The 25,414-nt window shown below is 44.3% G+C and carries 27 protein-coding genes; 12 read left to right on the plus strand and 15 right to left on the minus strand.

The annotated features are described in order from the left end of the window. Positions 1-580: 580 nt before the first annotated feature. The 3 genes from D1B31_RS06570 to D1B31_RS06580 form a co-directional block, all read right to left on the minus strand. Entirely contained in the window at positions 581-2,257 is a 1,677-nt protein-coding gene (locus tag D1B31_RS06570; protein WP_420846077.1) for a formate--tetrahydrofolate ligase, read from the minus strand. Between the two features lie 156 nt (positions 2,258-2,413). Continuing rightward, the gene (locus D1B31_RS06575; protein WP_118919938.1) at positions 2,414-4,597 is read right to left on the minus strand and encodes a type IA DNA topoisomerase; all 2,184 of its coding nucleotides are present in this window, start codon (positions 4,595-4,597) and stop codon (positions 2,414-2,416) included. A 129-nt stretch (positions 4,598-4,726) separates the two neighbouring features. Further along, the gene (locus D1B31_RS06580) at positions 4,727-4,993 is read right to left on the minus strand and encodes a hypothetical protein (protein ID WP_118919939.1); all 267 of its coding nucleotides are present in this window, start codon (positions 4,991-4,993) and stop codon (positions 4,727-4,729) included. A gap of 267 nt (positions 4,994-5,260) precedes the next feature. Between D1B31_RS06580 and cspD the strand changes: the two genes are divergently transcribed. Next, the gene (gene cspD / locus D1B31_RS06585; protein ID WP_043933662.1) at positions 5,261-5,461 is read left to right on the plus strand and encodes a cold-shock protein CspD; all 201 of its coding nucleotides are present in this window, start codon (positions 5,261-5,263) and stop codon (positions 5,459-5,461) included. Positions 5,462-5,509: 48 nt separating this feature from the next. Here the strand turns inward: cspD and D1B31_RS06590 are convergent, their stop codons facing one another. Together D1B31_RS06590 and D1B31_RS06595 are read right to left on the minus strand one after the other, a co-directional pair. Continuing rightward, positions 5,510-5,722 carry a zinc-finger domain-containing protein gene (locus D1B31_RS06590; RefSeq protein ID WP_118919940.1) on the minus strand — a complete coding sequence of 71 codons (213 nt, stop codon included), beginning with the start codon at positions 5,720-5,722 and terminating at the stop codon, positions 5,510-5,512. 15 nt (positions 5,723-5,737) lie between these two features. Beyond that, positions 5,738-6,394: a reverse transcriptase-like protein gene (locus D1B31_RS06595; protein ID WP_118919941.1), complete on the minus strand. Its 657-nt coding sequence runs from the start codon at positions 6,392-6,394 to the stop codon at positions 5,738-5,740. Positions 6,395-6,887: 493 nt separating this feature from the next. Here D1B31_RS06595 and D1B31_RS06600 point away from each other — a divergent pair, with 493 nt between their 5' ends. Together D1B31_RS06600 and D1B31_RS06605 are read left to right on the plus strand one after the other, a co-directional pair. Beyond that, positions 6,888-7,298: a reverse transcriptase-like protein gene (locus tag D1B31_RS06600; RefSeq protein WP_118919942.1), complete on the plus strand. Its 411-nt coding sequence runs from the start codon at positions 6,888-6,890 to the stop codon at positions 7,296-7,298. Next, a complete protein-coding gene (locus D1B31_RS06605; protein ID WP_118919943.1) occupies positions 7,291-8,235 on the plus strand; it encodes a DMT family transporter in 945 nt (314 codons plus the stop codon). Before D1B31_RS06600 ends, D1B31_RS06605 begins: the two co-directional genes overlap by 8 nt. A gap of 27 nt (positions 8,236-8,262) precedes the next feature. On the opposite strand, the gene D1B31_RS06610 is transcribed toward D1B31_RS06605, so the two are convergent. Together D1B31_RS06610 and D1B31_RS06615 are read right to left on the minus strand one after the other, a co-directional pair. After that, entirely contained in the window at positions 8,263-8,532 is a 270-nt protein-coding gene (locus tag D1B31_RS06610; RefSeq protein ID WP_118919944.1) for a DUF6123 family protein, read from the minus strand. 38 nt (positions 8,533-8,570) lie between these two features. After that, positions 8,571-9,068, minus strand: coding sequence for a divergent PAP2 family protein (locus D1B31_RS06615; RefSeq protein WP_118919945.1), 498 nt, complete (start codon positions 9,066-9,068; stop codon positions 8,571-8,573). An 84-nt stretch (positions 9,069-9,152) separates the two neighbouring features. On the opposite strand from D1B31_RS06615, the gene sspL reads away from it, so the two are divergent. Next, positions 9,153-9,290, plus strand: a complete 138-nt coding sequence (gene sspL, locus D1B31_RS06620; RefSeq protein WP_118919946.1) for a small, acid-soluble spore protein L — start codon at positions 9,153-9,155, stop codon at positions 9,288-9,290. A 50-nt stretch (positions 9,291-9,340) separates the two neighbouring features. On the opposite strand, the gene D1B31_RS06625 is transcribed toward sspL, so the two are convergent. From D1B31_RS06625 to D1B31_RS25015, 5 genes are all read right to left on the minus strand, one after another. Further along, positions 9,341-10,240 carry a 5'-3' exonuclease gene (locus D1B31_RS06625; protein ID WP_118919947.1) on the minus strand — a complete coding sequence of 300 codons (900 nt, stop codon included), beginning with the start codon at positions 10,238-10,240 and terminating at the stop codon, positions 9,341-9,343. Between the two features lie 94 nt (positions 10,241-10,334). After that, entirely contained in the window at positions 10,335-13,985 is a 3,651-nt protein-coding gene (locus D1B31_RS06630; RefSeq protein WP_158587481.1) for a dynamin family protein, read from the minus strand. A gap of 331 nt (positions 13,986-14,316) precedes the next feature. Next, positions 14,317-14,889, minus strand: a complete 573-nt coding sequence (locus D1B31_RS06635) for an isoprenylcysteine carboxyl methyltransferase family protein (protein WP_118919949.1) — start codon at positions 14,887-14,889, stop codon at positions 14,317-14,319. After that, positions 14,886-15,968 carry a type III polyketide synthase gene (locus D1B31_RS06640; RefSeq protein ID WP_118919950.1) on the minus strand — a complete coding sequence of 361 codons (1,083 nt, stop codon included), beginning with the start codon at positions 15,966-15,968 and terminating at the stop codon, positions 14,886-14,888. Before D1B31_RS06640 ends, D1B31_RS06635 begins: the two co-directional genes overlap by 4 nt. 232 nt (positions 15,969-16,200) lie before the next feature. Continuing rightward, complete coding sequence (locus D1B31_RS25015; RefSeq protein WP_275670701.1) at positions 16,201-16,323, minus strand: hypothetical protein; 123 nt, start codon at positions 16,321-16,323, stop codon at positions 16,201-16,203. Between the two features lie 358 nt (positions 16,324-16,681). Between D1B31_RS25015 and D1B31_RS06645 the strand changes: the two genes are divergently transcribed. The 3 genes from D1B31_RS06645 to D1B31_RS06655 are packed head-to-tail and all read left to right on the plus strand — an operon-like array spanning position 16,682 to position 18,996. Then, entirely contained in the window at positions 16,682-16,843 is a 162-nt protein-coding gene (locus D1B31_RS06645) for a cytochrome c oxidase subunit 2A (protein WP_118919951.1), read from the plus strand. A gap of 21 nt (positions 16,844-16,864) precedes the next feature. Further along, positions 16,865-17,341, plus strand: a complete 477-nt coding sequence (locus tag D1B31_RS06650; RefSeq protein WP_118919952.1) for a cytochrome c oxidase subunit II — start codon at positions 16,865-16,867, stop codon at positions 17,339-17,341. Beyond that, a complete protein-coding gene (locus D1B31_RS06655; RefSeq protein ID WP_118919953.1) occupies positions 17,341-18,996 on the plus strand; it encodes a b(o/a)3-type cytochrome-c oxidase subunit 1 in 1,656 nt (551 codons plus the stop codon). The genes D1B31_RS06650 and D1B31_RS06655 overlap by 1 nt, the downstream gene beginning before the upstream one ends. Positions 18,997-19,207: 211 nt before the next feature. Here D1B31_RS06655 and D1B31_RS06660 read toward each other — a convergent pair whose 3' ends face one another. The 3 genes from D1B31_RS06660 to D1B31_RS06670 form a co-directional block, all read right to left on the minus strand. Continuing rightward, positions 19,208-20,116: a DMT family transporter gene (locus D1B31_RS06660; RefSeq protein WP_118919954.1), complete on the minus strand. Its 909-nt coding sequence runs from the start codon at positions 20,114-20,116 to the stop codon at positions 19,208-19,210. Positions 20,117-20,159: 43 nt separating this feature from the next. Further along, positions 20,160-21,677 (minus strand): carboxypeptidase M32, encoded by a 1,518-nt coding sequence (locus D1B31_RS06665; RefSeq protein WP_118919955.1) that lies wholly within the window; start codon positions 21,675-21,677, stop codon positions 20,160-20,162. A 105-nt stretch (positions 21,678-21,782) separates the two neighbouring features. After that, positions 21,783-22,016, minus strand: a complete 234-nt coding sequence (locus D1B31_RS06670; RefSeq protein ID WP_118919956.1) for a DUF2249 domain-containing protein — start codon at positions 22,014-22,016, stop codon at positions 21,783-21,785. A 359-nt stretch (positions 22,017-22,375) separates the two neighbouring features. Between D1B31_RS06670 and D1B31_RS06675 the strand changes: the two genes are divergently transcribed. From D1B31_RS06675 to D1B31_RS06695, 5 genes are all read left to right on the plus strand, one after another. Continuing rightward, positions 22,376-23,065, plus strand: coding sequence for a Crp/Fnr family transcriptional regulator (locus D1B31_RS06675; RefSeq protein WP_118919957.1), 690 nt, complete (start codon positions 22,376-22,378; stop codon positions 23,063-23,065). Positions 23,066-23,273: 208 nt separating this feature from the next. Next, positions 23,274-23,516, plus strand: a complete 243-nt coding sequence (locus D1B31_RS06680) for a DUF2249 domain-containing protein (protein ID WP_118919999.1) — start codon at positions 23,274-23,276, stop codon at positions 23,514-23,516. Next, on the plus strand, positions 23,513-23,719 hold the full coding sequence (locus D1B31_RS06685) for a DUF2249 domain-containing protein (protein ID WP_118919958.1): 207 nt from the start codon (positions 23,513-23,515) through the stop codon (positions 23,717-23,719). Before D1B31_RS06680 ends, D1B31_RS06685 begins: the two co-directional genes overlap by 4 nt. Positions 23,720-23,732: 13 nt before the next feature. After that, on the plus strand, positions 23,733-24,977 hold the full coding sequence (locus tag D1B31_RS06690; protein WP_118919959.1) for a hypothetical protein: 1,245 nt from the start codon (positions 23,733-23,735) through the stop codon (positions 24,975-24,977). Between the two features lie 12 nt (positions 24,978-24,989). Beyond that, positions 24,990-25,310 (plus strand): metal-sulfur cluster assembly factor, encoded by a 321-nt coding sequence (locus D1B31_RS06695; protein WP_118919960.1) that lies wholly within the window; start codon positions 24,990-24,992, stop codon positions 25,308-25,310. Positions 25,311-25,414: the final 104 nt, after the last annotated feature.

Below are 25,414 nucleotides of genomic sequence, written 5' to 3' on the forward strand. Positions count from 1 at the left end.
GCGACTGGATTCCTTCTAAGAGCAGCTTTCCTGTCGCATAAGTGCTCGCTATGCGACTGAATTCCTTCTAAGAGCAGCTTTACTGTCGCATAAACGCTCGCTATGCGACTCGATCCCTTCAAAGAGCTGCTTTCATGTCGCATAAAAGCTCGCTATGCGACTGGATTCCTCCTAAGAGCAGCTATACTGTCGCATAAACGCTCGCTATGCGACTGAATTCCTTCTAAGAGCTGCATTCATGTCGCACAAACGCTCGCTATGCGACTGAATTCCTTCTAAGAGCAGCTTTACTGTCGCATAAACGCTCGCTATGCGACTCGATCCCTTCAAAGAGCTGCTTTCATGTCGCATAAACGCTCGCTATGCGACTGGATTCCTCCTAAGAGCAGCTATACTGTCGCATAAACGCTCGCTATGCGACTGAATTCCTTCTAAGAGCTGCATTCATGTCGCACAAACGCTCGCTATGCGACTGGATTCCTTCTAAGAGCAGCTTTCCTGTCGCAAAGTGTACGCTTTATACATAACAAAGAGGCCCTTATACAGGAGCCTCCCCGTTCATATATAGTATCATTCTTCCCTAGAATAAACCTACTGCGTGGCCGTTTTCATCGACATCCATGTTCATGGCTGCCGGTTTTTTCGGCAGGCCTGGCATTGTCATAACCTCACCAGTCAAAGCGACGAGGAAACCGGCGCCAATTGACGGCTTGAATTCACGGACGGTAATAATGAACCCAGTTGGTTTTCCAACGAGCGCCGGGTTATCAGACAATGAGTATTGTGTTTTTGCCATGCAGACAGGCAGGTTGGACCAGCCAAGCTTCTCAAAATCTTCAAGCTGTTTCTTGGCTTTTGTAGAAAATTCAACATCAACGCCGCCGTAAACCTTTTGGACAATCGTCCTGACCTTTTCATCGATGGAATCTGACAGATCATAAAGCGGCTGAAAATTGTTTTCGCCTTTTTCAATTGCTTCTAATACCTTATGGGCTAGCTCGATGCCGCCTTCTCCGCCTTTTTCCCAAACCTCAGTTAGCGCGGCCGGTACGTTTTCCTTCTCGCACCAATCCATTAGCGCCCTAACCTCTTCCTCCGAGTCAGTGACAAATCGGTTGATCGCGACTACCGGTGGCAGGCCGAATCTTTTGATTGTTTCGATATGCTTTTTCAGATTCGCAACACCAAGAGTAAGAGCAGCCACATTTTCTTTTCCAAGCTCATTCTTTGGCACTCCGCCATGCATTTTCAGCGCGCGGATTGTTGCAACGATTACAACAGCCTCCGGACGGATGCCGGCACTGCGTGATTTAATGTGCAAAAACTTTTCCGCACCAAGGTCTGCCCCGAATCCAGCTTCTGTGACCACATAGTCAGCCAGCCTTGTTGCCGTTGTTGTGGCGATGACAGAGTTACAGCCATGGGCAATATTTGCAAATGGGCCGCCGTGGACCATTGCTGGTGTATGTTCAATTGTCTGGACGATGTTAGGCCTAATGGCATCCTTCAAAATAAGCGCTAGCGCTCCTTCAACACCAAGGTCCCCCGCGGTGACAGGCTCTTTTTTATCATTATAGGCAACAACCATTCTGGAAAGTCTCTTTTTCAGGTCGGCCATATCTGTCGCTAGGCAAAGCACAGCCATAATTTCAGATGCTACAGTAATATCGAAACCGTCCTCACGCGGAACCCCCTGGATTGGTCCGCCGAGACCGATAATCACCTTTCTCAAAGCACGGTCATTCAAGTCAACCGCTCGCTTCCAGACAATTCGCCGCTGGTCAATCCGCAGTTCATTCCCTTGTTGAAGATGGTTGTCAATTAAAGCTGCAAGTGCATTGTTGGCGGTCGTAATGGCATGCAGGTCCCCTGTAAAATGGAGATTAATGTCTTCCATTGGCAGTACCTGAGCATAGCCACCTCCTGCCGCTCCCCCTTTGATTCCCATCGTCGGGCCAAGTGAAGGCTCGCGCATCGCGATCATTGCTTTTTTGCCAATCCGGTTAAAAGCATCGCCGAGTCCGACTGTTACAGTCGACTTTCCTTCCCCTGCCGGAGTCGGATTGATAGCGGTTACAAGAATGATTTTACCAGGTTGCTTTTCCTTCAGTCTGTTCAATGCCTCTGTCGAAAGTTTTGCCTTGTACTTTCCGTACAACTCAAGATCGTCTTCTGTCAGTCCGACATTTGCAGCAATTTCTGTAATTGGCTGCATTTTCGCTTCCTGTGCAATTTCAATGTCCGACTTGTGCTTGATTTTCTCCAAAAAAAATCCCCCACATTCACTGTTAGAATAATAGCAACTGCCACTCTATTGTAACAAATCTGTCGATAGAAAGGAGTGATTTTTATCCTTCTTGGAAAATTTTATTATTTTGGGCGAAAACCATCGAAATGGCTCTCACCCAAAATGTTACTTTTTTGCTGAATTTCTTCGCGGTTGATTGTCAAAATCCATTTTCCAGGAGTAATAGTCTTTCTCAGGATTTTTTTCATACCGAAGGATTGCGTTGAATTTGGTGCCTTTTTTGCTCGTCAGCCCCCTGACATTGGCAGACCCGTTTTTCAAAAGGCTTTTTACCATCGTTGGCGTCGGTTTCTTTTTCAGTGCAGCCAGGAATTTGTCGTTTTTCCAGATAACAAATTTACAGCCGCTTTTCCAATTGCTGCAGCCAAACCCTTTTTGGCCTTCAATTATGCTTCCTCCGCACGCCGGACATTTTCCGAGTACTTCAGCTGTCTTTCTTGTCCTGGATACCTCTTGAAGGATTTCTGATTTTGCAGCCTTTATCCTTTCGACTGAGGAAGACGTGAAACCAAAAATCATTGGCAAAAACTCTTCCTTTTGAACTTTTCTCTTTTCAATATCGTTCAGAGTCTTTTCAAGCCTGCCGGTGAATTCGAGATCAAAAAGCTCCGTTATTGGAAAGGTTTCAACTAAATTCCGGCCAAGGCTTGTACAATTCAGGTTTTTGTTTTGTGCTTCGATATAGCCGATATCCTTTAGTTTTTTAATTGTTTCCGCTCTGGTTGCCGGCGTGCCGATACTGTAGCCTGAAAGAATCGCCGCCATCATTTCCTCGCTGTCCTCTTTTTCCTGACCTTTTCCGCACGTCTCCATGACGCGTAGGAGCGTCTTTTCGGTATGATGCTTAGGAGGTTTTGTTACATGTGACGTGAGGTCCGTTTTGCAAAGTTCAACTTGTTCGTTTAGCTGGACATTTGGCAAAAGAGTATCCTTGGATTCAATCCTTTCAACCTTTTTCCATCCCTCGACTAGCTGGACTTTTCCTTTTGAAACGAATGCGCCCTTAAGACCCGAACTTGGAATAGAAGTGGTAATTCTTGTTTCTTCATATTCGGCCGCTGGCATAAACTGCATGATAAAGCGGTTCTTTATCGCATGATAGACGGTTGATTCATCGGGTGTCAGCGTTTTAGGGATGAGGTAAGTCGGGATAATGGCACTGTGGCTTTCGACTTTCGAGGAATCAAATACTCGCTTTGATATTGAGAATTTGATTTCGTTTTTATATGGCAGATTCTCAGACAGAAGTTCAAGGACTTTCGCAGCCTTTCCGGCAAGCGATTCTTCTAGTACTGAGCTTGCAGTTCTTGGATACGTTATAAATTTTTTTTCATATAAAGACTGAGCCGTTTTCAAAACTTTATCGGAAGTCCAGCCTTTGTATTTACTTGTGATATAGCCTTGAAGATTGGAAAGATTGAATAAAAATGGGGGCTGTTCCCGTTTTTTCTCGGTCTTTTTATCTGTAACCAGCCCATTATGGCCTTGAATCGCCGCCTGGACCTCTTCAAGATCATTCTTTTCTTTGAAGTTTTCCTGTTCATTCGCCTGGTATGCGCCTTCATATCCCTCATTGCTTTCAGTTCTAAACAATGCTGTCAGCTTAAAATAATTTTCAGGAACAAAGTTTTCAATTTCTTTGTCTCTGTCATAAATGATTTTCAAAGTTGGCAGCAGCACCCGGCCGATATTGAGCGCTTTTCCTGAACCTTTTTGGTACTTTAAGGTTGCGGCGGAGGTCAGATTGATGCCAATCGTCCAATCGGCCCATTGCCGGCTCATACCCGCATCAAGCAGCGGCCTCAATTCGGAGTTCGATTTCAGCGCACCGAGCCCTTTTAACACTTCTGTGGGCGTCCATTCATTGAGAAGAAGCCTATAAACCAGCTTGTTCGTTTTGCTGTTATAAATAATACTGTCGCCAATCAGCTGCCCTTCACGGTCATAGTCGCAGGCTGACACAATCCCGTCGACGTCTTTCCTATTTATCAGGCTGTAAATGGTCTTGAGCTGTTTTTTGGCACCCAAATCATCTTTTTCCCGGTTTTTCGGATCACTCTTTACTTTGTATTTAAATTGATCAGGGATGAATGGAAAGTTGTCCATTTTCCACTTCGACATTTTCGGGTCATAATCCTTAGCGTCATAGAGTTGGAGCAAATGGCCGAATGCCCATGTGATAATATACTCTTCCCCTTCATAATATCCATCCTGTTTACCTCTGATTTTCAAGGCATCCGCGATGTTTTTCGCAACAGATGGCTTTTCAGCAATAATGACTTTTTTCATATATTTAACCACCATTCCTTTTGTGGACACGTCCTTATTTTACCTCAGGAATGGAATTCGCTCAATTTAAGACAGTTGAAGAATTGATTTACAGGTAAAAAAAAACACCACATAAATGAGGTGGAGTACCTAAAGGGATTTTATGGTTAGCCAACGTTCGTTTGGTATGACGGCTGTAACGTTGAGGACGAGCGAGGGATGCCGGTCTACTTGTACAACGATTGCACCAAGCTTGTTATGGAGAAGAATCAGACTATCCATAGCTGCTATTTTTTCAAAATTTATATCTTTGCCCATCAATAGCCTGCAGATTTCCGCCTGTTCCTCCAACCCTTGTTTTGTTCCACTCGAAAAACGCAAAAGTAATTCCTGCTTTCCTTTCGCCAGCCGGTACATACCCTCACCCTTTTTTTTGTTTTTAATATAAGAATATTGCCGCCGGCCGGCATTTATGAATGGTTTAAAAAGACTATTTTCCCAACCTCGTCTTTGCTAAATTTTCCAGTAAAAACGCTTTCATTCCTTGACCGCCCTCCTTTTTTCGTGTATAGTTAAACCATCATGGTGCAGACTATTCAGGGAACACCTGCTTTAGGCTCTTTCATGATAATATTCAACTGGGGCACAAACCGTGCCTGCAAGGTTTTAGGAGGAAATGGTATAATGCAAAACGGCAAAGTTAAATGGTTCAACAACGAAAAAGGTTATGGTTTTATCGAAGTTGAAGGCGGAGAAGACGTATTCGTCCATTTTTCTGCGATCCAGGGCGACGGCTTCAAGTCCCTTGAAGAAGGCCAGGAAGTTTCTTTCGAAATCGTTGAAGGAAACCGCGGACCACAGGCTGCAAACGTTGTAAAACTTTAATCATTAAACCTACACGTGATTTTTCAGGCTGGCATTGCGCCAGCCTTTTTATTTTTTCCCTTTCTTTTTTCCGGTCAACTTGCTTCCGAGTTCTCTTATCTCTCCTCCAACCGTGCATTTACTGATGCAGAATTTATGGGATTTTCGTTTCCCCCCTTCATCTGAGTTGACTTTTTGCAAAAAACAGCCTTCACAATACTCGGAAAAAAGGCAGTTTATTTTATGTAATAGCTGTTTTCTGTCGATTGTCTCTTTTTCCATCCCACTGCCCCTTTCCTAAAGTAATTGAGTTTTCGCCATAATTTTTTTCCCATCTAGCGCCTGGCTTGCAAGCTTATCCGCTTCCTTGTTTTCGTTCCTCGGGACGGCCTTGCAGATAGCTTTAATTCCGTTGCTTTCCAATTTCTTTTCAATCCTGTCAAGCCACTTATTCAACACTTCTTCATAACAGGGCCATTCACCCTCCAACTGCTTTAGCACCCCCTGGGAGTCGCCCCTGATTTCACAAGGCATATTGGCAATCCCATACTCTTCAAGCAACGTCGCGGCAAAATAAAGTGCCGCATATTCCGCTTCATTGTTTGTATCCATTTCGGCAATCCGTTCATTCGCCCTGACTCTGTATTTTTTCTTTCCTTGCTTAAAAAACAAGACAACTCCGAGGCCGGCCTCTTTTGAATCTTTTTTGAATGCCCCATCAAAATACAAGACGACGTCACTCGGTTCCTCTTCCGTTTCTTCTAGCAGGCGCTTCATTTCTTTCAACGTCCATTCTGTCCCGATTTCATCCTCAAAGGAAAAATCGGTTGCCTTGCCTGTTTTTTCAAGCTCCTGTGCAGTCAAAAGAGCGTGGTCCCCTTCAAGCCAACCTGAAGAAAAGCGGACATTTTCATTGCCCTTCACCTTAAAAATCCATTCAAGTTTATATTTCATCAACACTGCCCTCCAGTATCAGGTAACATTGTTAAAATTTTTTCACGAATGCATGAAGATTAATCTATATAGGTTCTACTTATTTTTTCCTCTATATAAAACGAATTGAATTTTTGAACGTTGTCGTTGATTTGCGCTTCACAAAGGAAAGCTTCTGAGAATTATCATCGCAGGGACAGGCGGTTTTTGCCTGTCACGAGGCACTTCGCTTTCCGCGGGGCGTCAGTGGAGCCTCCTCGGCGCTATGGCGCCTGTGGGGTCTCCACCTTGCCGCTTCATCCCGCAGGAGTCTTCGTGCCTTCCGCTCCAATCAACTATATAAAAGTCTCAAGTTCAGTTTATATAGCTAGACACAAAGTTAGTCAAAAAAAGCCCCATTCTTTTCATGATACACATTTGACTGTTATATAAACACTATTTCCATTCTTTTTTAGTCTGTTGGCAATGTGGATTTATGGTAAAATCAGCTTATTACATTGGTGGAGGTTTGAAGATGATCGAAGTTTACATTGATGGGGCAAGTGCGGGAAATCCAGGACCGAGCGGAGCAGGCATTTTTATTAAAGGCCATGGTTCCGGCGAGAAGTATTCCATTCCGCTAGGCTGCATGTCAAACCATGAAGCGGAATACCACGCACTCATTAAGGCTCTTGAAATCTGTATTGAAAAGGGGTATAAAACGGTCTCCTTCAGGACCGACTCAGAGCTTGTAAATAAAGCAATAGAAAAAGAATTCGCAAAAAACAAATCGTACGTCCCCCTGCTTGAGAGGGCGCTTGAGCTTTCATCTCAACTGGATTTGTTTTTCATAAAGTGGATTCCTAGCCATGAAAATAAAGTGGCGGATGAATGCTCGCGATTGGCAATCAGAATGAATACTCCGGAGGAAACTGTCGATGAGTAAAAGAATGATTGCAGATATTATATTACTTTCCGTCTCATTCGTATGGGGAATCACCTTTGTCATGGTTCAAAATGCCATCAGCTTTCTCGAGCCTTTTTCATTTAACGGGATCAGATTTCTGACTGCCGCGTTTTTCCTCGGCATATGGCTATTAATTTTTGAACGCAGGCAGCTTCAGAAACTGAATGCGCGCATATTGTTTTCAGGGGCATTCATCGGCTTGTTCCTTTTTGTCGGCTATGCGGCCCAAACAGCTGGCTTGTTGTATACAACTTCGTCAAAAGCAGGATTCATTACCGGCTTAAGCGTTGTCCTCGTCCCGCTTTTTTCTTTTATGCTTTTGAAACAAAGGCCAGGAAGAAATGCCGTCATTGGCGTCCTAGTCGCGACAATCGGGCTGTTTCTCCTTACTATGACGGGCGTGTCACCTTTAAATAAAGGGGATGGCCTTATTTTTATCTGTGCGATCGGATTTGCTTTTCATATTATTTTCACCGGAAAATACAGCAGCCAATTCCCTTCCCTGCTGTTGACAATCATACAAATTGCGACGGTTGGAGTCCTTTCATCGCTCTTTGCATTTGTATTTGATGATTGGCAAAAAGCCTTTACTCCCTCTGTCATTTTTTCAGGTGAAGTACTCTTTGCATTGGCTGTCACAGCCATTCTGGCAACTGCCCTTGCGTTCCTTGCGCAAACGGCCTTCCAGAAGTATACGTCCGCCACAAGGGTTGCGCTCATTTTTGCAATGGAGCCGGTATTTGCAGCAGCGGCAGGCTTTATGTGGGCAAATGAAGTGCTGACCGCCTCGGCGCTGGCTGGCTGCCTGCTGATCTTTGCAGGGATGATTTTCTCGGAACTGCCGCGGAAGAATCGCAGTATTCTGCACACTCCTGTTGCCGGAAACGATTTGAATGCCGAAAAGCCGGGTGCATAAACACGCCCGGCTTGAATTTTGGCATTATTATAGTGATAGGAGTTCATTCTCCTTAACAAACTTGAAAGCGGCTTTCTTAGTCTCGACGTTATTAGAAACAAGTGTCTCCAATAACGACACGTAAAAACTGCCCTCAAAACCCATTTGGGCTTTTAAGGTAAGCTCGATTGCGGCGATTGCCACCTCATCGGAAGCATTCGTATAATGCTTGCCAAAATAAATGAACCCGATGGCGTCCTCCTGCAATAGAAAGCCTTTTGCCTGCAAATGCTGCAGATAAGAATCTACCGTCTGCACCTGTATGACCAACCTTCCTGATTTTACAAGTTACACCTTTATTTATAGTGTAATGTAAAATCAGACATTTTACTATCGTTTTTTGTCAAAAGGTGTCCGGCATACCCGATCAATAGTCCCAGAACGGCTCCTCCAAGCACTTCTTCAGGCTTATGGCCAAGCATCTCTTTCAATTTTGTTGGTGCTTTTTCCTCAAATTCCACTGTAGAATCTTCATGGTGGATTTTTTCAACTAACTCATTAATGGAGTTGACCTTCAACGTAAGTTCTCCTGTCTGCCTCCTGATCCCTTGGGCGTCATACATAACAATTAGTCCATAAACTAGCGAAAGGGCAAAATCAACTGTTGGCACCCCTCTTTTTAACGCGATGAATGTTGTCAATGACGATACACCTGCGGAATGGGAGCTTGGCATGCCGCCAGTTTGAAAAAACAACTCCGGCCTCCATTCCTTCTTCTTCGCATAATGGATTGGTATTTTCAGACCCTGTGCAAGCCCAATACTCAATAATGAAACAATGACACCTTTGTTCAACTCCAATCACCTCTACGCCTTATATTTTCTGTCGTTATTTTATTATTCCCTATGGAGATACTAAGAAAACAGGAGGTGGCCAAAGTGAGTAAAAATGATGGGAATCGCGGGACAAAAGCCTCAGGTGTGAATCCGCAGGGGTTCGGTCAGGATGCGACACGCACACCGGACCCAAAGAGCGAGCTCGAGAACAGGGCGAAGAAAAGCAACACGAAAAGATAACAACGCGAAGTGAATAAAAATGCCCGCTTCCTATTGGAAACGGGCTTCTATTATTCAAAAACAGGCTCTGACTGGTAAGGGATCAGTCGTGAAATACCGCGCAGGCCGGTATCGTTCAGCATCGCCTCGACCTTTTGCCGATTAGGAGAAAACAAGGCTGATGGTAGTTCGCATCCGACTGGGACTTCGCAGTGAATTTCCGCAAGCCGTCTTGAAAGGTGGAGCATATCAAGATCCTGCTCGATTTTTGTTTTATGGGACTTTGAAAGGCTATCGAGATTCGCCAGGATTCCTTCAATATGGCCGTGCTCAAGCAAGAGCTTCATGGCAGTTTTTTCGCCAATTCCTTTCACGCCGGGATAATTATCGCTCGGGTCGCCCATAAGCGCTTTTAAATCAATCATTTGACGGGGAATCAGCCCACATTCCTCATAAAATGTTTCCGGTGTGTGAACCTGGTAATTGCCGTACCCTTTCTTCAGCAAAATAACAGATACTCGTTCATCAAGAAGCTGCAGGATATCACGGTCACCCGTCAGAATCGAAACATGGATAGAGCCGCTCGCCTGTCTGGCGAGCGTCCCTATGCAATCATCGGCTTCATACCCTGCCAGGCCAATGTTCGGAATATCGAAAGCGGCGGTCACTTCTTTTGCCAAATCAAACTGTGGGATCAGTTCAACAGGCGCTTCCCCCCTGTTCGCCTTGTAGCCGTCGAACAGTTCGGTGCGGAAGGTCTTGCTTCCCATATCCCAGCAGACGGCAACATGGGTAGGGGAAAATTCGGAAACAGCAGTCAGCATATGCCTAAGGAATCCATGGACGCCGTTCGTTGGCATTCCTTTTGAATTCAACATATATTGGCCACTCACCGCCGTTGCGAAAAAGGCCCTGAACAATAAGGCCATTCCATCGATCAACAGAAGAGATTCATTATTTTTCGTTTGCATGTGCACTTTTCCTCCATAAAAAAAGGCGCTGTTATGCGCCTTTACCTATCATTATCTTAGTCTATTATAACATAAAAACAGGTGAGATAGTGGTTTATTTTAGGAGTAGAGTCATCTCATTCAATGAATCTTGCAGCTGCTGTACATCCAGTCCGCCGCCGAAAAGTTCTTGCAAGCTGGAAATGAAGTCCTCTGCCTGTTCCAATGCATCTTCAATTATCGTAGTAAACGCCTCTTCAGCAAGTCGGCTTCCGTACGCTGCCAACCTTTCCGATTGCTCGTTAAGATAACTATCCGCCTCTGTACTGAGAACAGCTTGAAGCTGCTCCTGCATTGCTCTCTTTCCATTTTTCTCAAAAAAGTCCTTTGGGTTTTTGAACAAGGAAAGCTGTTTCGAGAAGATGGACCTGTCCGTATTGGCAAAGGCAGCCGAAAACCCAAGGCCTTCGGGTTCAGGAAGTTTTGTTTCAGAGAAAGAAAGACCTTCACACATGGTGGCTAAATCCTTTTCAAGCCCATCCTTTTGTTCGTTCATTGAAATGGAGACAAACCTTTCAATCCTTAAAGCTGTCGCCCTCATTTCCTGTGCCAAATCATGGCCAAGGCTGTCCAATAAGTCCTCCAGCGCCGAGTGAAGAGCCTTTTTCACGGTCCCGCCTCTGCCATTTAAGACCGCGGGATTAAACGACTCCCTGAAAAAGTCGTTAAATCTCAGGAATACCCTCTGTTTGCAATAATGGACAAGTTCTTCGGCTTCCTGGACCACCCGCTTTTTAAGTTGGGCGGACGACTGTGACTGAAGAAAATCCTTCATCCTTCCCTGTTGGTCCTTAAGGCGGCTGATGTTTTCAGCAGCCTTGGATCGATCCTCGCTTGCCGATTGGAGAAGACTGTCAATTCGTTTAGAAACACGAATCAGTTCCTCTTCTGCAGAAGCAAAGGCCATTTTTGCGAGCCCTTCCGAAATGAACCGATAAAACGTATCTTCGAACAAGGGAATTCCTGTATCTGTACCGGCATCGGCGCCTTCTTTTTCCTTTAATCCAAGTAAGCTTGATACAGTATGCAATGCCGGATTCCGTATGCCATACTGCTCAAGCTGTCCTTTCACGTAAGAGACAACTAAGTCTTTCTCACTTTCATCTTTGGCAAGGTCAATGGCATTGATCATAAAAAACATTTTATCAAGCTCAAAGACCTCTTTCACACGGCCTAATTGGATGAGAAACTCCCGGTCCGCCCTGGAGAATGCGTGGTTGTAGTAGGTTACAAACAGGATGGCGTCAGCGTTTTTAATATAATTGAATGCAACCTCAGTATGCCTCGCATTAATCGAGTCCGCCCCGGGTGTATCGACAAGCGTAATCCCTTTTCTTGTGAATGGGCAATCGTAATATAAATCAATCCACTCCGCAAAACAAGATTTCTCTTCTTTCGAGACAAACTCACTGAACTGTTCATATTCAGCTTCTATCAGCTTCCCAATATTCGTCCGCTCATTTTCAAAGCCCCTCTTGAAAGCATGTAAAAAAGATAAGTTTGCCTTTTCGACTGTATCGCCTTGGAAAGAGTGATGTTCAAGGTCACGAATTGTATCCAGCGCTTCATCAAAGCTGCTAACTTCCCGAGCAAAGCCCTTTAGTGCCTGATTGACATCTGCTAGCAGGCTTGTTTGATCTTTCATTTTCACAACGACAGTCCCATGTGGATGCGTATCATCCACGGGCTTGATCCCGCAAATCGCGGCCGTTGTCGGGTTCGGGGATACGGGAAGGACCTTTTTGCCCATGAGCGCATTGGCGAAGGAAGATTTCCCCGCACTGAAAGCGCCAAAGAGTGCGGCAGTATACTTCCTGTTTTCAAGCTTGCCCGCCCGCTCGCGAAGTTCCGCGGCAAGGTGATTAAAACCCGGCAGTCCAGAAACAATTTCGGCGGCCTGCCTGAGACGGTCCGGAAGATCAGCTTTTATCGTCCCCATTTTCTCCGGACTGGTACTTTTGGCAGGCAACTTCTTGTGAACATCTTCAACTTCTACAGGTTTATTTTCTGGAGTAAGACCGTCCCTGATGATTTTCAGATTTTCCTCTCCCTGATGAAAAAGCCACTCTGGAGAACTTCCATCCAAAGCCCCTTCCCCCTGCAAAATTTCATCCAATCGCTGTTTCGTATTTGAGATAGCTTTGTTGAGGGCGGAAAGCCTCCGCTCCGCATCCTGCCATTGTGCTAACCGGTCAAGCTCCTGTTGAACTTTTACTCGCTCTTCTTCTGCTATTTCCCCAAGGTAATCCAAATACGTCCGTTTGAATCCACTCAGTTGATTTCTGGCCGTTTTCTTGATTTCGGCCATCAATTCATCTGTATAAGTAAGGACATAATCACCCGAAAGGAGAGCGCCCTTTTTCACAGGCTTCTCAATAAGTGATTCGTTGATAGGAATTCTATAGCTGCCCGCTAAATCAAGAAGCTCACTGTTCCTGATTCCTTTTTCCTTTAACGTATGCAAGAAAAGCTCCCGCAAATGCCATTCCGCCTGCTGCTTCGTTTTCTCACTGACATCGTTCAGGAATGCTTCCTTCCTTGACTTCTTTTCCGCGTTCGTTTTTCCTGCCGAAAAAATAAAGCCCACCTTGAATCCAGGCTGTACCGATTCCAGGTAGTCTTTTGCAAGCTCCCTCGTTTCAAAAGGCATCAAATAAGCGTTCTGAAGAATTCGTGAAACTTCCTTATCCAGTTCTGACCGTGCTGTATCCATTCGCTTGGCATTTTCGTTCAAAGCTTGTTCAAGCCGCGCAATTTTTTCTGAAACTGACTCTTCCCCTGAATGTGCCCGATCGGAAATCAGGTTCAATAATATGTCTCTTTCGTCCGATTGGGACTCTTTTTCTTTTTGCAAAAAATCTTCTGCAAGCTGTGCTGCGGCAGCGATCATTGAGGTTTCCAGACCGCTCTTTTCTGCGGCCTTCGAGCGGATGAACGTCTCAAGTTCCCTGTACTGGTTTTCAGGGTGCTCCGGATTTTTAAGGGACGTATAAAAAACCCCCGCAGGTTCCACTCCCCACGACCGGAAGGAGGATAAAACACTTTCCTTGAAGCTCGTGAAGCTCAGCTCGGTTTCCTGATGTTTGTCTATCTGGTTTACGACTAAATAGACTTTTTTTCCAGCGTCCTGCAAATCTTTTGTAAACAGAAAATTAACGCCGGATTGGACATGGTTATAATCCATGACATAAAAAACAAGATCAGCGAGATGGATGGCGGACTCCGTTGCAATTCTATGTGCGTCATCCACTGAATCAATTCCCGGCGTATCTAGAATGACAGTCTCCTCGGGAAGAATTGTGCTTTGCCTGCTAATTTCTATTTCGGTTATTTCGTCCCCATCAAGACAGTGGCTCTTTACAGTATTGTAATCATAGGGAGGCAAATACAGCCAAGGGGTATCTTTTTTGAAATAAACCTTGGCATATTCGTCACCGGATTTAACCCTGACAAGATTGGCGCTTGTCGGAATAGGGCTCGATGGAAGAATTTCTTCTCCGGCCAACTGATTGATTAACGACGATTTCCCGGCAGAGAAATGGCCGCAGAAGGCTATGACCTGCTCACCTGAGCCGTACTTTTGGCCAAGCTGTTTTACTTTATGTGTGTAAGCCACTTCATTTTTCGTTTCAAAAAAGTGATGCAGCCCTGATAAAACCCCTTTTACTATTTTTGTTGCGTCATGCTGCCCCTTTGCCTGAATCATGAATGAGAGTCCCCTTATCATAAATAATCTCCCTATATTTTAAACGAAAATTCACTCAATTCCTATTGAAATGTATGCGATTTCAATGAACGAAAAATTTTCTAGGCAAAAGAAAAAACCAGGGAAGCCCTGGTTTAGCAGTAGTTGATTATTTTATTTACCTAGTAGGCCTCGCTACTTGGCCTAAAACATGTTTCATGACCGCTCCATAAACTAAAACCGTTCCGCCTACAAATAACAGTGCCATATGTAACACCTTCCTGAGTTGAGAATGATTTTCATCGTTAAAGAAAGTGTATCACGACTGAGAACGGTTTTCAATATCTCGGATTTAATTGTCAAATTTCTTTAACATTTTCGGCGAAAGTTTGCCACTTTTGCCAAAAGTATGTTCATACTCAGTCAGTTTTTTCAAAGCAGCTTCTTCGGCGGGAATCCGGATTGACAACATGATCGCGTTTAATAGAGCAAAAACGGCCGCGGTCATATATGCATTGAATAAAAGCGGAATGACGAACATTTCAAGGGTGACAATCACATAATTTGGGTGCCTGACCAGACGGTACGGCCCTTTCCTTACAACATTCGCACCGGGTAGCACAATAATCTTCGTGTTCCAATATTTGCCCAGCGAAGTGAGGGCCCAAATCCGGCCTGCCTGTGCCAGCAGAAAAACTGGCAGGAGGATTAGCCAAAATGGGGACAGGCTTTTTTGCCAAAAAGCAACTTCACCGATAAGGCATAGAAAGAATCCAACATGCATCGAGACCATCCATGGATAATGCTCTTGGCCAAATTCAATGGCCCCCTCCGCTTTCATCCGCTGCTCATTTCTTCTTGCAATAAAGAGCTCTATAAGCCTTTGTAAAATGACAAAACAGAGGAAAACCGCGAACAACGTCATTCCTCCCACCTCATTAAAAGAAGTTCTGAGCTGAAGCCCGGCCCAAGTGCGGCTGCGAGTCCGTAAGCCCCTTCTTCAGGGTTCAATTCCATATGCCTGTTCAATACGTAAAGAATAGTGGAAGAAGACATATTCCCAAATTCCTGAAGCACTTCTGAAGAAATATTCATAAGTGAATGGTTAATACCAAGAGAGTTTGCATAAGCATCTAGTACCTTTTTTCCCCCTGGATGGGCGATAAAGTAGCGGAGATCTTCCATCGCAAGTCCCTGCTTTTCTAGAAACTCCATCACATTCGGCTGAAGCCATTCTTCAATGATAGAAGGAATATCCCTTGAAAAGATTACATAAAGCCCCTCGTTTTTTATGTCCCATCCCATTACATCCATCGAGTCCGGCATCAGCGTTGACTGCGTTGAAAGGATTGACGGAACTCTTCCCTTCTGAAGTTTCTCCTTCTTGTCGCCTGAAATGAGGGCGCAGCTGGCTCCATCCGCGAAAAGCGATGTCCCGACTAAATTACTTTTTGAGCGGTCGTTTTTTTGGAAGGTTAGGCTGCAAAGCTCCACACTGAGTACAAGGACGAGTGAATCGGGAAAGGCGAGACAGTATTCGTAAGCTCTCGAGAGTCCCGCGGCTCCGCCTGCACAGCCAAGTCCCCATATCGGGATTCTTTTTGTATGAGGGGAAAAAGAAAGCTTATTCATAATCCTCGCTTCAATGCTTGGCGTTGCCAGTCCAGTGGTTGAAATGAAAAAAATTGCGTCAATTTCTTCGGGTCCCACCTCTCTCTTAAGGTAACCGGAATTAGCCAAGCACTTGGCAATCGCTTCCGTACCAAGCTCGACGGCCGCTTCGATAAAAGCATCATTCCGTTCCTTAAAGGACCTTTCCTCCTTGAACCATTCTATATCTTTAACAAAACGCCGGCTCTTGATTTGACCGTTTTGAAAAATGGTCAGGAGCCTTTCTATATCCTTAAAGGATTCCGAGAATAGCTCCCTGGCAAATTCGACAGCCCTTTCCTGCTCTACCTTATAAGGAGGGAGCGCTTCGGCGATTGAAATAACTGCTGGCATCGTACATTCTCCTTCGACTCTATTGAGGGTATTTTTACCTAATACACCGGATTTATACAGGCTCGGTTACTGACCTATTCCCCAATGAGCGCGAAACTATACAACTAACGATGACAATGCACGAAAAAAAGCTTCCCCCGGGATGGGAGAAGCCACGTTTTGAAGGGTTGTTGCTGTGCACCTATATTATACAAAAATGTTTAGGTCAATTCATTGAAAAACTTTTCCAAAGTTAATACCGTGTATGGTTCTGTACATCAATCTTGATTTTATTGGACGCGGTCATACCGCATACGCGGCATTTTGTAACCGAATTATACAACAGCCGGCATTTTTCGCAATAATATTTTTCCATTTCCTTTCTTCTCCTTTTTTTAGTCCGGATTGTGTTTAATATAGTTTATCTGCCAACCTCCATTTGGTGCAAAAAAATGGTTCAAAAGCCTGCAGTTTTATTATCTCAGTTACTTTTGTCACTCGATTAAGCCGGAGTTCACAACCCTGTAAAACGATGTTCACATTCTTGACACATTCTATGCGCGGATCAAGTGATTTAAATCACTGATTTAATAAGTTATCACTATTATCATAGTGAATTATTAGATATGTACACTTTGTGAACATTAAAAAACCAACTTTTTCTTTTCTCATAGTTTTGTATGATGAAATAGTACTTATTGATATTTCTCACTATTTTGAAGGGAGTGCAGGGGATGGCAAAAACAGAGCTGGCTAAAACGCAGTCTAATGTAAAACAAAAAGTCAAGGATGATGAGCCGGTTCTTAAGGGGACACTCATTTCTGTTTTACTGCTTGGCGCATTTTTAATTCTTTCGTGGGCAGGTGTTTATTTCTTATTCCTAGACCGCTTCTAAAAGAAAGAAAGGAGAACATGTATGCATATCCATAAATTTGAGAAGATTTGGCTTGTTTTTGGAATAGCGACTTTAGTGTTTTTTCTGACTGTCGTTGGCGTCAGCGCATTTTATCTCGGTAACCAGCCGCCAAGCTGCCTGGCGACGGTTGATGTGGAAAAAGTCGATACTCAGGAGCCATTCAACAAGCCTGGACTGACAAAAGTCGAAGGCAAGGAATGGGACTATCAGCTTGTGTATGTCGCATCCGCATTTTCCTATAATCCTATGAAAGTTGAAGTGCCGCTTGGCGCAAAAGTAAAAGTCATCGCAACAACAAAGGATGTCATCCATGGCTTTGAAGTTGCTGGAACGAATATTAATATGATGCTTGAGCCCGGGTACGTAAGTGAATTCACGACCACTTTTGACAAGCCTGGGGAATTCCTTGTCGTCTGCAACGAATATTGCGGGACAGGGCACCATTTAATGTATTCAACAATTGAGGTGATCGAATAATGCCGTCTTCTTCCACTCATGTAAAAGTTGATCCACGTGACGCAAAACTTTCAATGGCTCATTTATATGTCGCGTTCATCGCGCTCGCGCTTGGCGGGCTGATGGGACTATTGCAGGTTCTAGTCCGCTCAGGAGAATTTCAGCTTCCATTTGGAATTGATTATTACCAGGTTCTAACTGTCCATGGCGTTCTACTTGGATTAGTGTTAACAACCTTCTTTATTCTCGGCTTCCAGGCGGCTGCTGTCAGCAGAACGGCCGGCCCGATGACTGACAAGGCTAGAAAGACTGGATGGATCGGATTCTGGCTTATGACCGCCGGTACAGCAATGGCGGCTACGATGATTCTTTTGAAAAAAGCTTCTGTCCTATTTACTTTTTATGCTCCATTAATGGCTCACCCAATTTTTTATATTGGCCTGACTCTTGTCATTGTCGGAAGCTGGGTTTCCGGTGCAGCATTGATCATGACCTATGGAAAATGGCGAAGGAACAATCCAGGCAAAAACAGCCCGCTTTTAACCTTCATGGTCATTGTGAATACAGTCATGTGGATTGTGGCCACACTTGGTGTCGCAGCTACCGTCCTGCTGCAGCTCCTTCCATGGTCGCTGGGGATTGTCGATAGGGTTGACGTTCTTGTCAGCCGGACGTTGTTCTGGTATTTCGGCCATCCGCTCGTTTATTTCTGGCTTCTTCCAGCCTATATGTGCTGGTATGCGATTATTCCGAAAATCATTGGCGGGAAAATCTTTTCAGATTCACTTGCAAGGCTATCATTTCTTTTGTTCCTGCTCTTTTCCATTCCGGTTGGCTTCCATCACCAACTGACCGAACCAGGAATTGATCCTGCCTGGAAGTTCCTGCAGGTCATCCTGACATTTATGGTCATCATTCCTTCGTTGATGACCGCCTTTACGATGTTTGCGACGTTTGAAAAAACAGGCCGTGCCAAAGGCGCTTCAGGGTTATTCGGCTGGATAAAAAAGCTTCCTTGGGGTGATGCCAGATTTACGGTTCCATTCATTGGTATGGCTGCTTTTATACCCGCCGGTGCGGGCGGAATCATCAACGCATCCCACCAAATGAACCAAGTTGTCCATAACACAATCTGGGTTACGGGCCACTTCCATTTGACGCTGGCGACAACTGTTGTCCTGACCTTTTTTGGTATCTCTTACTGGCTAGTCCCCCACCTGACAGGCAGGAAGCTGACAAAATCAATGAACAAGCTGGCTATCATCCAGGCATGGGTATGGACAATCGGTATGACGTTCATGTCCGGTGCGATGCATGCCGCAGGGCTGCTTGGAGCTCCAAGGCGTTCGGCATTCTCTGAATATGGCGGCTCAGCCCAGGCGGCTGAATGGATTCCTTATCAGGTTGCCCAGGCAATTGGCGGTTCCATTTTGTTCATTGGTATTATTCTAGTCTTGGTGATTTTTATCAATCTTGCTTTCTTTGCTCCTAAAGGGGAAGAAGAATTCCCTGTTGGTGAAGCGGAAGAAGGCGCGGAAAAGGCGCCTGCTGTATTTGAAAACTGGAAAATTTGGCTTGGCATTACTGCTGCTTTAATCCTGTTTGCTTATACGATTCCATTGATTGATATTATTCAGAATGCTCCGCTTGGCTCTAAAGGCTGGCAGACTTGGTAAATTAAGATTTATGCAGAACAAAATGCGCAAGCGCCTTGGTCAGCCCCGACAAGCACAAGACGAGCCGGACGAAAGGTTCGATCTTTAACCTTTTGGCCGGAATGGCTTGTGACCTCGAGGGGCTAGGCGCTGAAGCTGGATTACAACAACTTGTTTTGAGTTTTCCACAAGGACATATTTTATAATTTCCTTAACAAAAAAAAGGCTTCAGTCACATGGACTGAAGCCTTTTTCGGTTGGTACGGAGTGCGGTGAAATCAATGTTGGACATTGAGACAGATGCAAGGATAATGGCCGAGCCGAGCATTTGTAATATCCCCATGCCTTCTCCATATAGGAATACCCCGAGCATCGTTGCAACGATTGGTTCAACTGTAGCGATAATGGCAGCGGTACTGCTGTCGGTGCGCTCCAGTCCTTTCGTATACAAAAAGTATGCCACCACCGTCGGAACAATTCCCAGCCCTGCCCCATACAAAAGGCCTTCCTGGCTGAACAGGAGATCTGTCTGTTCCCAAAGCCTCGTCAGCGGAACGAGGAACACAGCTGCTACAAAGAAGGTATAAAACGTGATTGTGTACGGCTTGTATTTTCTCAAGGCTGCTTTCCCGAAGATACTGTACAATGCATAGCCAAGTCCGGCGCCTAAACCGATGAGGAGTGCCAGCGGTCCGACTGTTTCAGAACCTCCCCTGAAGCCTGCGACGAGAATGCACCCAATGAATGTCCCTGCAACAGCCGCAATTTTTGTTTTTGTAAATTTATCTTTAAAGAAAATGAAAGAAAAGAAGGAAACGAACATGGGCGATGTATACAAGAGAATAACTGCCAGTGAAACATCCATCTTATTCAAGGCCGTAAAATAACACCAATTAAAAAAAACAATGCTGAAAATGCCTGTGCCAATAAAAAGCCATAGGTCCTTAAGGCGGATCGTCATTTCGCTTTTATTTTTTACGAAGCCGACCAAGCCTAGAATAATGGCCGCGACAGCAACCCGGACAGCCACAATTTCCATTGGGCTAAACCCCATATCCGCCATGCCTCTGACAAAGATAGCAATGCAGCCCCAAAGGGATGCACTAATGGCAATCAACAGAAGCGGAACGATTTTCCTCACTATTTGCCGCCTCCAGTTAAAGAAGATAGTCTTTTTTCATTTGTTATCCTTCATTATTCAGCCGATAAATACGGCAGTACTTTTCAACCAAATAATCAATTAAATAATTGGGATTCAATCCTTCACCAGTCGCGGCTTCAAGGATTTCAAGAGGCTTTTTCATTTTGCCATACTGATGCACTCGTTCGGTAAACCATTCCTTCACAGGCACGAAATCCCCCGTTTCCAGCCGCGTTGAAAAGTCCGGCATTTCTTCCTTGAGCTTATTCAAAAATTGGGCTGCATACATATACCCGAGGGCATAAGAAGGGAAGTACCCGAACGAACCCCCGGCCCAATGGATGTCCTGAAGCACTCCTTCCCCGTCATTGCGCGGCTTTATTCCGAGGTATTCCTCATATTTTTTGTTCCAGATTTCAGGAAGGTCCTTCACTTCAATTTCGTCATTAAATAAGCCTTTTTCAATCTCATACCGAATAATGATATGGAGCGGGTACGTCAATTCATCGGCTTCAATTCGAATATAAGAAGGCTTTGATTCGTTGATTGCCCTGTAAAAGTCTTCAACTCCAACGTCGTCAAACTGGCCATCGGTGTATTCTTTTAATTTTTCATAGTGACTCTTCCAAAACCCAAGGCTCCGGCCAACAAGGTTTTCATAAAACAAAGACTGTGATTCATGGATCCCCATTGAGGTTCCTGAACAAAGCGGCGTACCAATGAGTTCCTTTGATATATTTTGCTCATACAATGCATGCCCGCCTTCGTGAATTGTGCCAAAAACAGCTGTCCGGAAGTCGTTTTCGTCATAATTTGTCGTGATTCTTACATCACCAGGGTTCAGCCCTGTCGCGAAAGGATGGACGCTTTCATCGAGCCTTCCTGCATTGAACTCATAGCCAATCTGCTTAAGGACTTCCAGGCTGAATTCTTTTTGAGCGGATTTCCGAAAGGAATGAAACAAAAAGCCAGTCTCCGGTTTATTCCCTGACTCTGAGATTTTGCTGACAAGCGGGATAATCTTGTTTCTCAATTTTGCAAAGACATCATCAAGAATCTCTACCGTTACCCCGGGTTCATACAGATCAAGAAGGACGTCGTAAGGATTGCCGGTATAGCCCCAATAATTGATGAACTTTTTATTCATTGCCACCAGTTTCTCCAAGTACGGACTGAACATGCCAAAATCTGACGTTTTCTTTGCTTCCTCCCAAACGGATTCTGCGTTTGACTGGAGGATGACATATTCTCTGAACTCTTCTTCAGGAATTTTTTTGTTCCGCTCGAAATTCTTTTTGCATTCCTCAAGAACCTTTTCATTAACATGATTCAAATTTGTTCCGGTTAGTTCTTTTATGTATTTTTCCATTTCAGTCGATGTTGACATTTTAAAGGCTTCACCTGACAGGACTCCGATGACTTCTGATCGCTGGGCAACCCCTGCCTTTGGCGCGCCGGTCCGTAAATCCCAATAGATGAGTCCAAGTGCTTCATGGTAAGCGGTCATTTTTTTTACATACTCCAGGAATTCTTTTTCCAAATCAGGTGCTGTTTTCTTCATTCACTGTTCCCCCTTTATTTCATTTTATTTTATCATACTTTTCTAAAAATAAGGTTTGGACATAGAAAAAAGGCAACAGAGCAGCCCTGTTGCCTTAGGTTGATGTTATTTCTTTAGGATTGCGACTTTCCAAATTTCCGGTCCTTCTTCTAGGTACTCCCATTCAAAAGCTTCCGGGCGCTCCATCATGAATTGATAGAGAAGCGGTCTAGGATCATGGTCGTTGATTATTTGCATTGTTTCACCGTTATTTAGACCATCAAATGTGTTGAAAATTGTCGGATGCTTTTCACGCGGCGGAAAATCGGGAACATTTACAACTGCTGCAAAAGTTTGCATTATTTTCACTCCTAATATGTTAGTTAATTCTTCTTTATTATATTTTCTAAAAAACTTAAGCGGTGTGCGGCTAATCACATTATGTAAGTGATTTTAATTCGTATGCTATTTTGCCGTTCATTAACCATCACCGTTTATTTTCCTCGTTATCAGCTTAATATCTGCTACCGGTAGTACTTACCCTTCCATATTTGCTACCTTTCCGAGGTTGAATTGTCTCTTACTTTATTTCTAGTAGTGTGATATTTCACACATCGTTCATATTTAATCTTCCAACTATGATTGAAATCACATTTCCATTTCGAAAGCCCTGATAAACTAGGGTTAACAATAAATATATAGGGTAAAAGGTGGCGCCCATGAGAAGGACTGATATTATAAAACGTATGTCTGAAGTACCGATTTTTAAAGAGCTGAACTTCTGTGAATTCGAAGAAGTAGTTAAAATAGCCCAGACACGTTTTTACAAAAACAAAACATATGTATTTATGCAGGATGACCCGCTGGATCGTGTGTTTTTCATTCATTCTGGCAAAGTCAAGATTTACAAGACCGATCCTTCAGGGAAGGAACAAATTATTTCTGTGCTTGAGCCTGGTGAAATGTTTCCGCATGCCGGCTTTTTCAGAAAAGGAAATTTTCCGGCCCATGCCGAGATTGTTGAAAACGCCGAACTTATTGTTGTCCCTATTCAAGAGTTTGAAAAGCTGCTCATTGCTTTTCCCGATCTCAGCATTAAACTGTTCAAGGTACTTGGAGAGAAAATTGTTGATCTTCAGGCTCGGCTGGAAGCTCAGATTCTCCACAATACATATGAACAGATTATCCTACTCCTCCTAAGGCTGACAAAATCGAATGGAAGGCACGAAGAAGGAGTTTATAAAATTACGACCCAATTTACGAACAAGGAGCTAGCCAATATGATTGGCACTTCCAGGGAAACTGTTTCGAGGACAGTCAATTATTTGAGAAGAAAACAGTATATTTCCCAAAACGAAAACGGCTTTTATTTAATCGACCGTGAAGCACTGCAGGAGGAACTTTTTTAATTTTAGATATATAGGCTGAACTAAAGAATATTGCATAGTTGATTGGAGCGGAAGGCACGTAGACTCCTGCGGGATGCAACGGCTAGTGGAGACCCCGCAGGCGTTAAGCCGCCGAGGAGGCTCCACTGACGCCCCGCGGAAAGCGAAGTGCCTGGAGCGCAAATCAACAACTACGTTCAAAAAACACGAACGATTTGGAGATGAAGGAATGGAAAAGAAGATTGTTGAATTGGATGTTCGCGAGGACTTGAAAAATAAATTGGAACCTTTTCAAAAAATCATGGATGCTGTGCTTGGATTAAAGGAGAACGATATTTTTATTCTTCATGCTCCCTTTAAACCTATCCCATTATTCGCTGTCATGAAAGCAAAAGGATTCGATCATGACGCAGTCGAAATTGAGAAAAAGCATTGGAAAGTTACTTTCATAAAAAAGGGGGAACAAAAATGATTCTCGATAACCGCGGACTCGAGCCCCCGCAGCCGATGATGAGAACGCTCGCGACTCTCGAAACGCTTAAAGAAAATGAAACATTAACAATCTTTAATGACAGACGTCCGATGTTCCTCTACGAACAATTGGAGGAATTGGGGTATAAACAAAAAACGGAAGAACAAAAAGATGGAAGTTTTAAAATTGAAATCTTCCGGTAGAGGATGACTTTGTATGCTGCCACAGCAATCAGGAAATGAAACGAATATAAAATTGCCTTTTGCATTTATCCTTACCAGCCTTGCCGCACTCATTCTTTCACAGCTGATCTTAATCATGAACGGCGCGTTGGTATCAGAGGGGATTTTCCGTATCCCGCCTATTTGGTCTTCCGTCCACCTACTTCTGCTTGGTTGGGCATTGATGACCGCGATGGGGGCAATGTATCAACTCGTACCGGTCGCATTCCTGACATCAATCTGGAGCGAAAAATTCGGTTTTTGCCAATTTGCCGTGACAGCGTTGGGAATTGGTCTTTTTTCGGCGATGCTATACTACAATCCTGGAAAAGCATTCCTTCCCGGGGTGCTTGCCTTACTAGGAATTGTGATGTTTCTTGTTCAAATGGGAATGACATTAAAAAAACAGGCCAAACCCAATATACTGACCCTTTTTGTCGGCTCCTCCCTTGTCTGCCTTTTTGCGACGATCTTTCTTGGCATCGCGATGGCATGGAGTATAAAAACTGGTGAAGGAAGCCAACTATACAGCCCTATTTTCAAAAGCCATCTGCTGCTTGGAACTGCCGGCTGGTTCACTTTATTGATATTTGGCTTTTCATATAAGATGGTGCCGATGTTTTCCCTTGCGCATGGTTTCGGAATGAAACTGGCAAAAGTAGTTTTTGCGGTTTATGCCGGCGGGCTTGTGGCTATGCTGCTTTCTTTTTGGACCGGAAATAAATTTGGATTGGGATTTGGACTCACACTTCTCGCAGCAGGCTTTCTGCTTTTTGCCTGGCACATCAAGCATATCATCGACAAAAGAATCAAGAAAAAGCTTGATAAACCATTTTTGTTCGCATTAATCGGGATCGGGTTTGGCGCCATCATCCATTTGGCGGCACTGGCTGTTTTCCTTTCAGGTCATTTCTCAGCAGCCATTGGCCCGCTCTTATATTTGTATATTATGCTTTGGATTGCCATGAGCATCCTTGGCTATCTTTACAAAATTGTCCCGTTCCTATGGTGGACGCATAAATATAGCGGGGAAATCGGCAAAAGAGCTGTCCCTTCCCTTAAAGACATGGTCAATGACAAAGCCGCCCCACCTTTATTTATATTGCTCGCTGGAGGAGCCCTGCTCGTCTTTGCATCCATCCTCCTAAAATCAGCTGCCTTATTCTATATAGGCCAAACAGCAGCCTCCCTTGCATTACTGGCAATCAGCATCACCATAGTACTCGTATTAAAAAAGTAAGGAGTGTTGATTATGACGTTAGTTGAAAAAATCCGTGAAGAACTGAAAAAAGTATTAGACCCTGAATTGAACATCAATGTAGTCGACCTCGGCCTTATATACGGAATCAATATGAAAAACGAAACCGATGCGGAAATTACAATGACCTTAACAACCCCTGGCTGCCCCCTTCACGACAGCATCACAAGCGGAGTCAAGCACCAGATTGAAGCAATGCCCGAAATCCGAAATGCATTTGTCGAGCTCGTCTGGGAACCGGCATGGACCCCGGAAAAAATGTCCCCGGAAGCTTACAAACAATTAAGAGGCTGTAGAGTAGAAAACAGGAATTAGACTTTGCCCTTCTTGTCCTCGGGTTTCAGGGTGTTCCACCTTACTAAGCCAGACAAGTGGGCAAGTCCTTTTCCTGTTCCCCCTCATCAAACCGTACGTGAGGT

Source organism: Neobacillus notoginsengisoli, from assembly GCF_003515685.1.
In the GTDB taxonomy this organism is placed as follows: Bacteria; Bacillota; Bacilli; order Bacillales; family Cytobacillaceae; genus Bacillus_D; species Bacillus_D notoginsengisoli.

Excerpts from the sequence above, each read along its gene's own strand:
- D1B31_RS06645 (WP_118919951.1), top strand. The coding sequence starts at position 16,682 with ATGGCAAAAACAGAGCTGGCTAAAACGCAGTCTAATGTAAAACAAAAA.
- D1B31_RS06685 (WP_118919958.1), top strand. The coding sequence starts at position 23,513 with ATGATTCTCGATAACCGCGGACTCGAGCCCCCGCAGCCGATGATGAGA.
- cspD (WP_043933662.1), top strand. The coding sequence starts at position 5,261 with ATGCAAAACGGCAAAGTTAAATGGTTCAACAACGAAAAAGGTTATGGT.
- D1B31_RS06695 (WP_118919960.1), top strand. The coding sequence starts at position 24,990 with ATGACGTTAGTTGAAAAAATCCGTGAAGAACTGAAAAAAGTATTAGAC.
- D1B31_RS06605 (WP_118919943.1), top strand. The coding sequence starts at position 7,291 with ATGAGTAAAAGAATGATTGCAGATATTATATTACTTTCCGTCTCATTC.
- D1B31_RS06680 (WP_118919999.1), top strand. The coding sequence starts at position 23,274 with ATGGAAAAGAAGATTGTTGAATTGGATGTTCGCGAGGACTTGAAAAAT.
- D1B31_RS06575 (WP_118919938.1), bottom strand. The coding sequence starts at position 4,597 with ATGAAAAAAGTCATTATTGCTGAAAAGCCATCTGTTGCGAAAAACATC.
- D1B31_RS06655 (WP_118919953.1), top strand. The coding sequence starts at position 17,341 with ATGCCGTCTTCTTCCACTCATGTAAAAGTTGATCCACGTGACGCAAAA.
- D1B31_RS06600 (WP_118919942.1), top strand. The coding sequence starts at position 6,888 with ATGATCGAAGTTTACATTGATGGGGCAAGTGCGGGAAATCCAGGACCG.
- D1B31_RS06675 (WP_118919957.1), top strand. The coding sequence starts at position 22,376 with ATGAGAAGGACTGATATTATAAAACGTATGTCTGAAGTACCGATTTTT.
- D1B31_RS06630 (WP_158587481.1), bottom strand. The coding sequence starts at position 13,985 with ATGATTCAGGCAAAGGGGCAGCATGACGCAACAAAAATAGTAAAAGGG.
- D1B31_RS06625 (WP_118919947.1), bottom strand. The coding sequence starts at position 10,240 with ATGCAAACGAAAAATAATGAATCTCTTCTGTTGATCGATGGAATGGCC.
- D1B31_RS06635 (WP_118919949.1), bottom strand. The coding sequence starts at position 14,889 with ATGACGTTGTTCGCGGTTTTCCTCTGTTTTGTCATTTTACAAAGGCTT.
- D1B31_RS06665 (WP_118919955.1), bottom strand. The coding sequence starts at position 21,677 with ATGAAGAAAACAGCACCTGATTTGGAAAAAGAATTCCTGGAGTATGTA.
- D1B31_RS06580 (WP_118919939.1), bottom strand. The coding sequence starts at position 4,993 with ATGTACCGGCTGGCGAAAGGAAAGCAGGAATTACTTTTGCGTTTTTCG.
- D1B31_RS25015 (WP_275670701.1), bottom strand. The coding sequence starts at position 16,323 with ATGGAAAAATATTATTGCGAAAAATGCCGGCTGTTGTATAATTCGGTT.
- D1B31_RS06670 (WP_118919956.1), bottom strand. The coding sequence starts at position 22,016 with ATGCAAACTTTTGCAGCAGTTGTAAATGTTCCCGATTTTCCGCCGCGT.
- D1B31_RS06595 (WP_118919941.1), bottom strand. The coding sequence starts at position 6,394 with ATGAAATATAAACTTGAATGGATTTTTAAGGTGAAGGGCAATGAAAAT.
- D1B31_RS06690 (WP_118919959.1), top strand. The coding sequence starts at position 23,733 with ATGCTGCCACAGCAATCAGGAAATGAAACGAATATAAAATTGCCTTTT.
- D1B31_RS06590 (WP_118919940.1), bottom strand. The coding sequence starts at position 5,722 with ATGGAAAAAGAGACAATCGACAGAAAACAGCTATTACATAAAATAAAC.
- D1B31_RS06640 (WP_118919950.1), bottom strand. The coding sequence starts at position 15,968 with ATGCCAGCAGTTATTTCAATCGCCGAAGCGCTCCCTCCTTATAAGGTA.
- D1B31_RS06650 (WP_118919952.1), top strand. The coding sequence starts at position 16,865 with ATGCATATCCATAAATTTGAGAAGATTTGGCTTGTTTTTGGAATAGCG.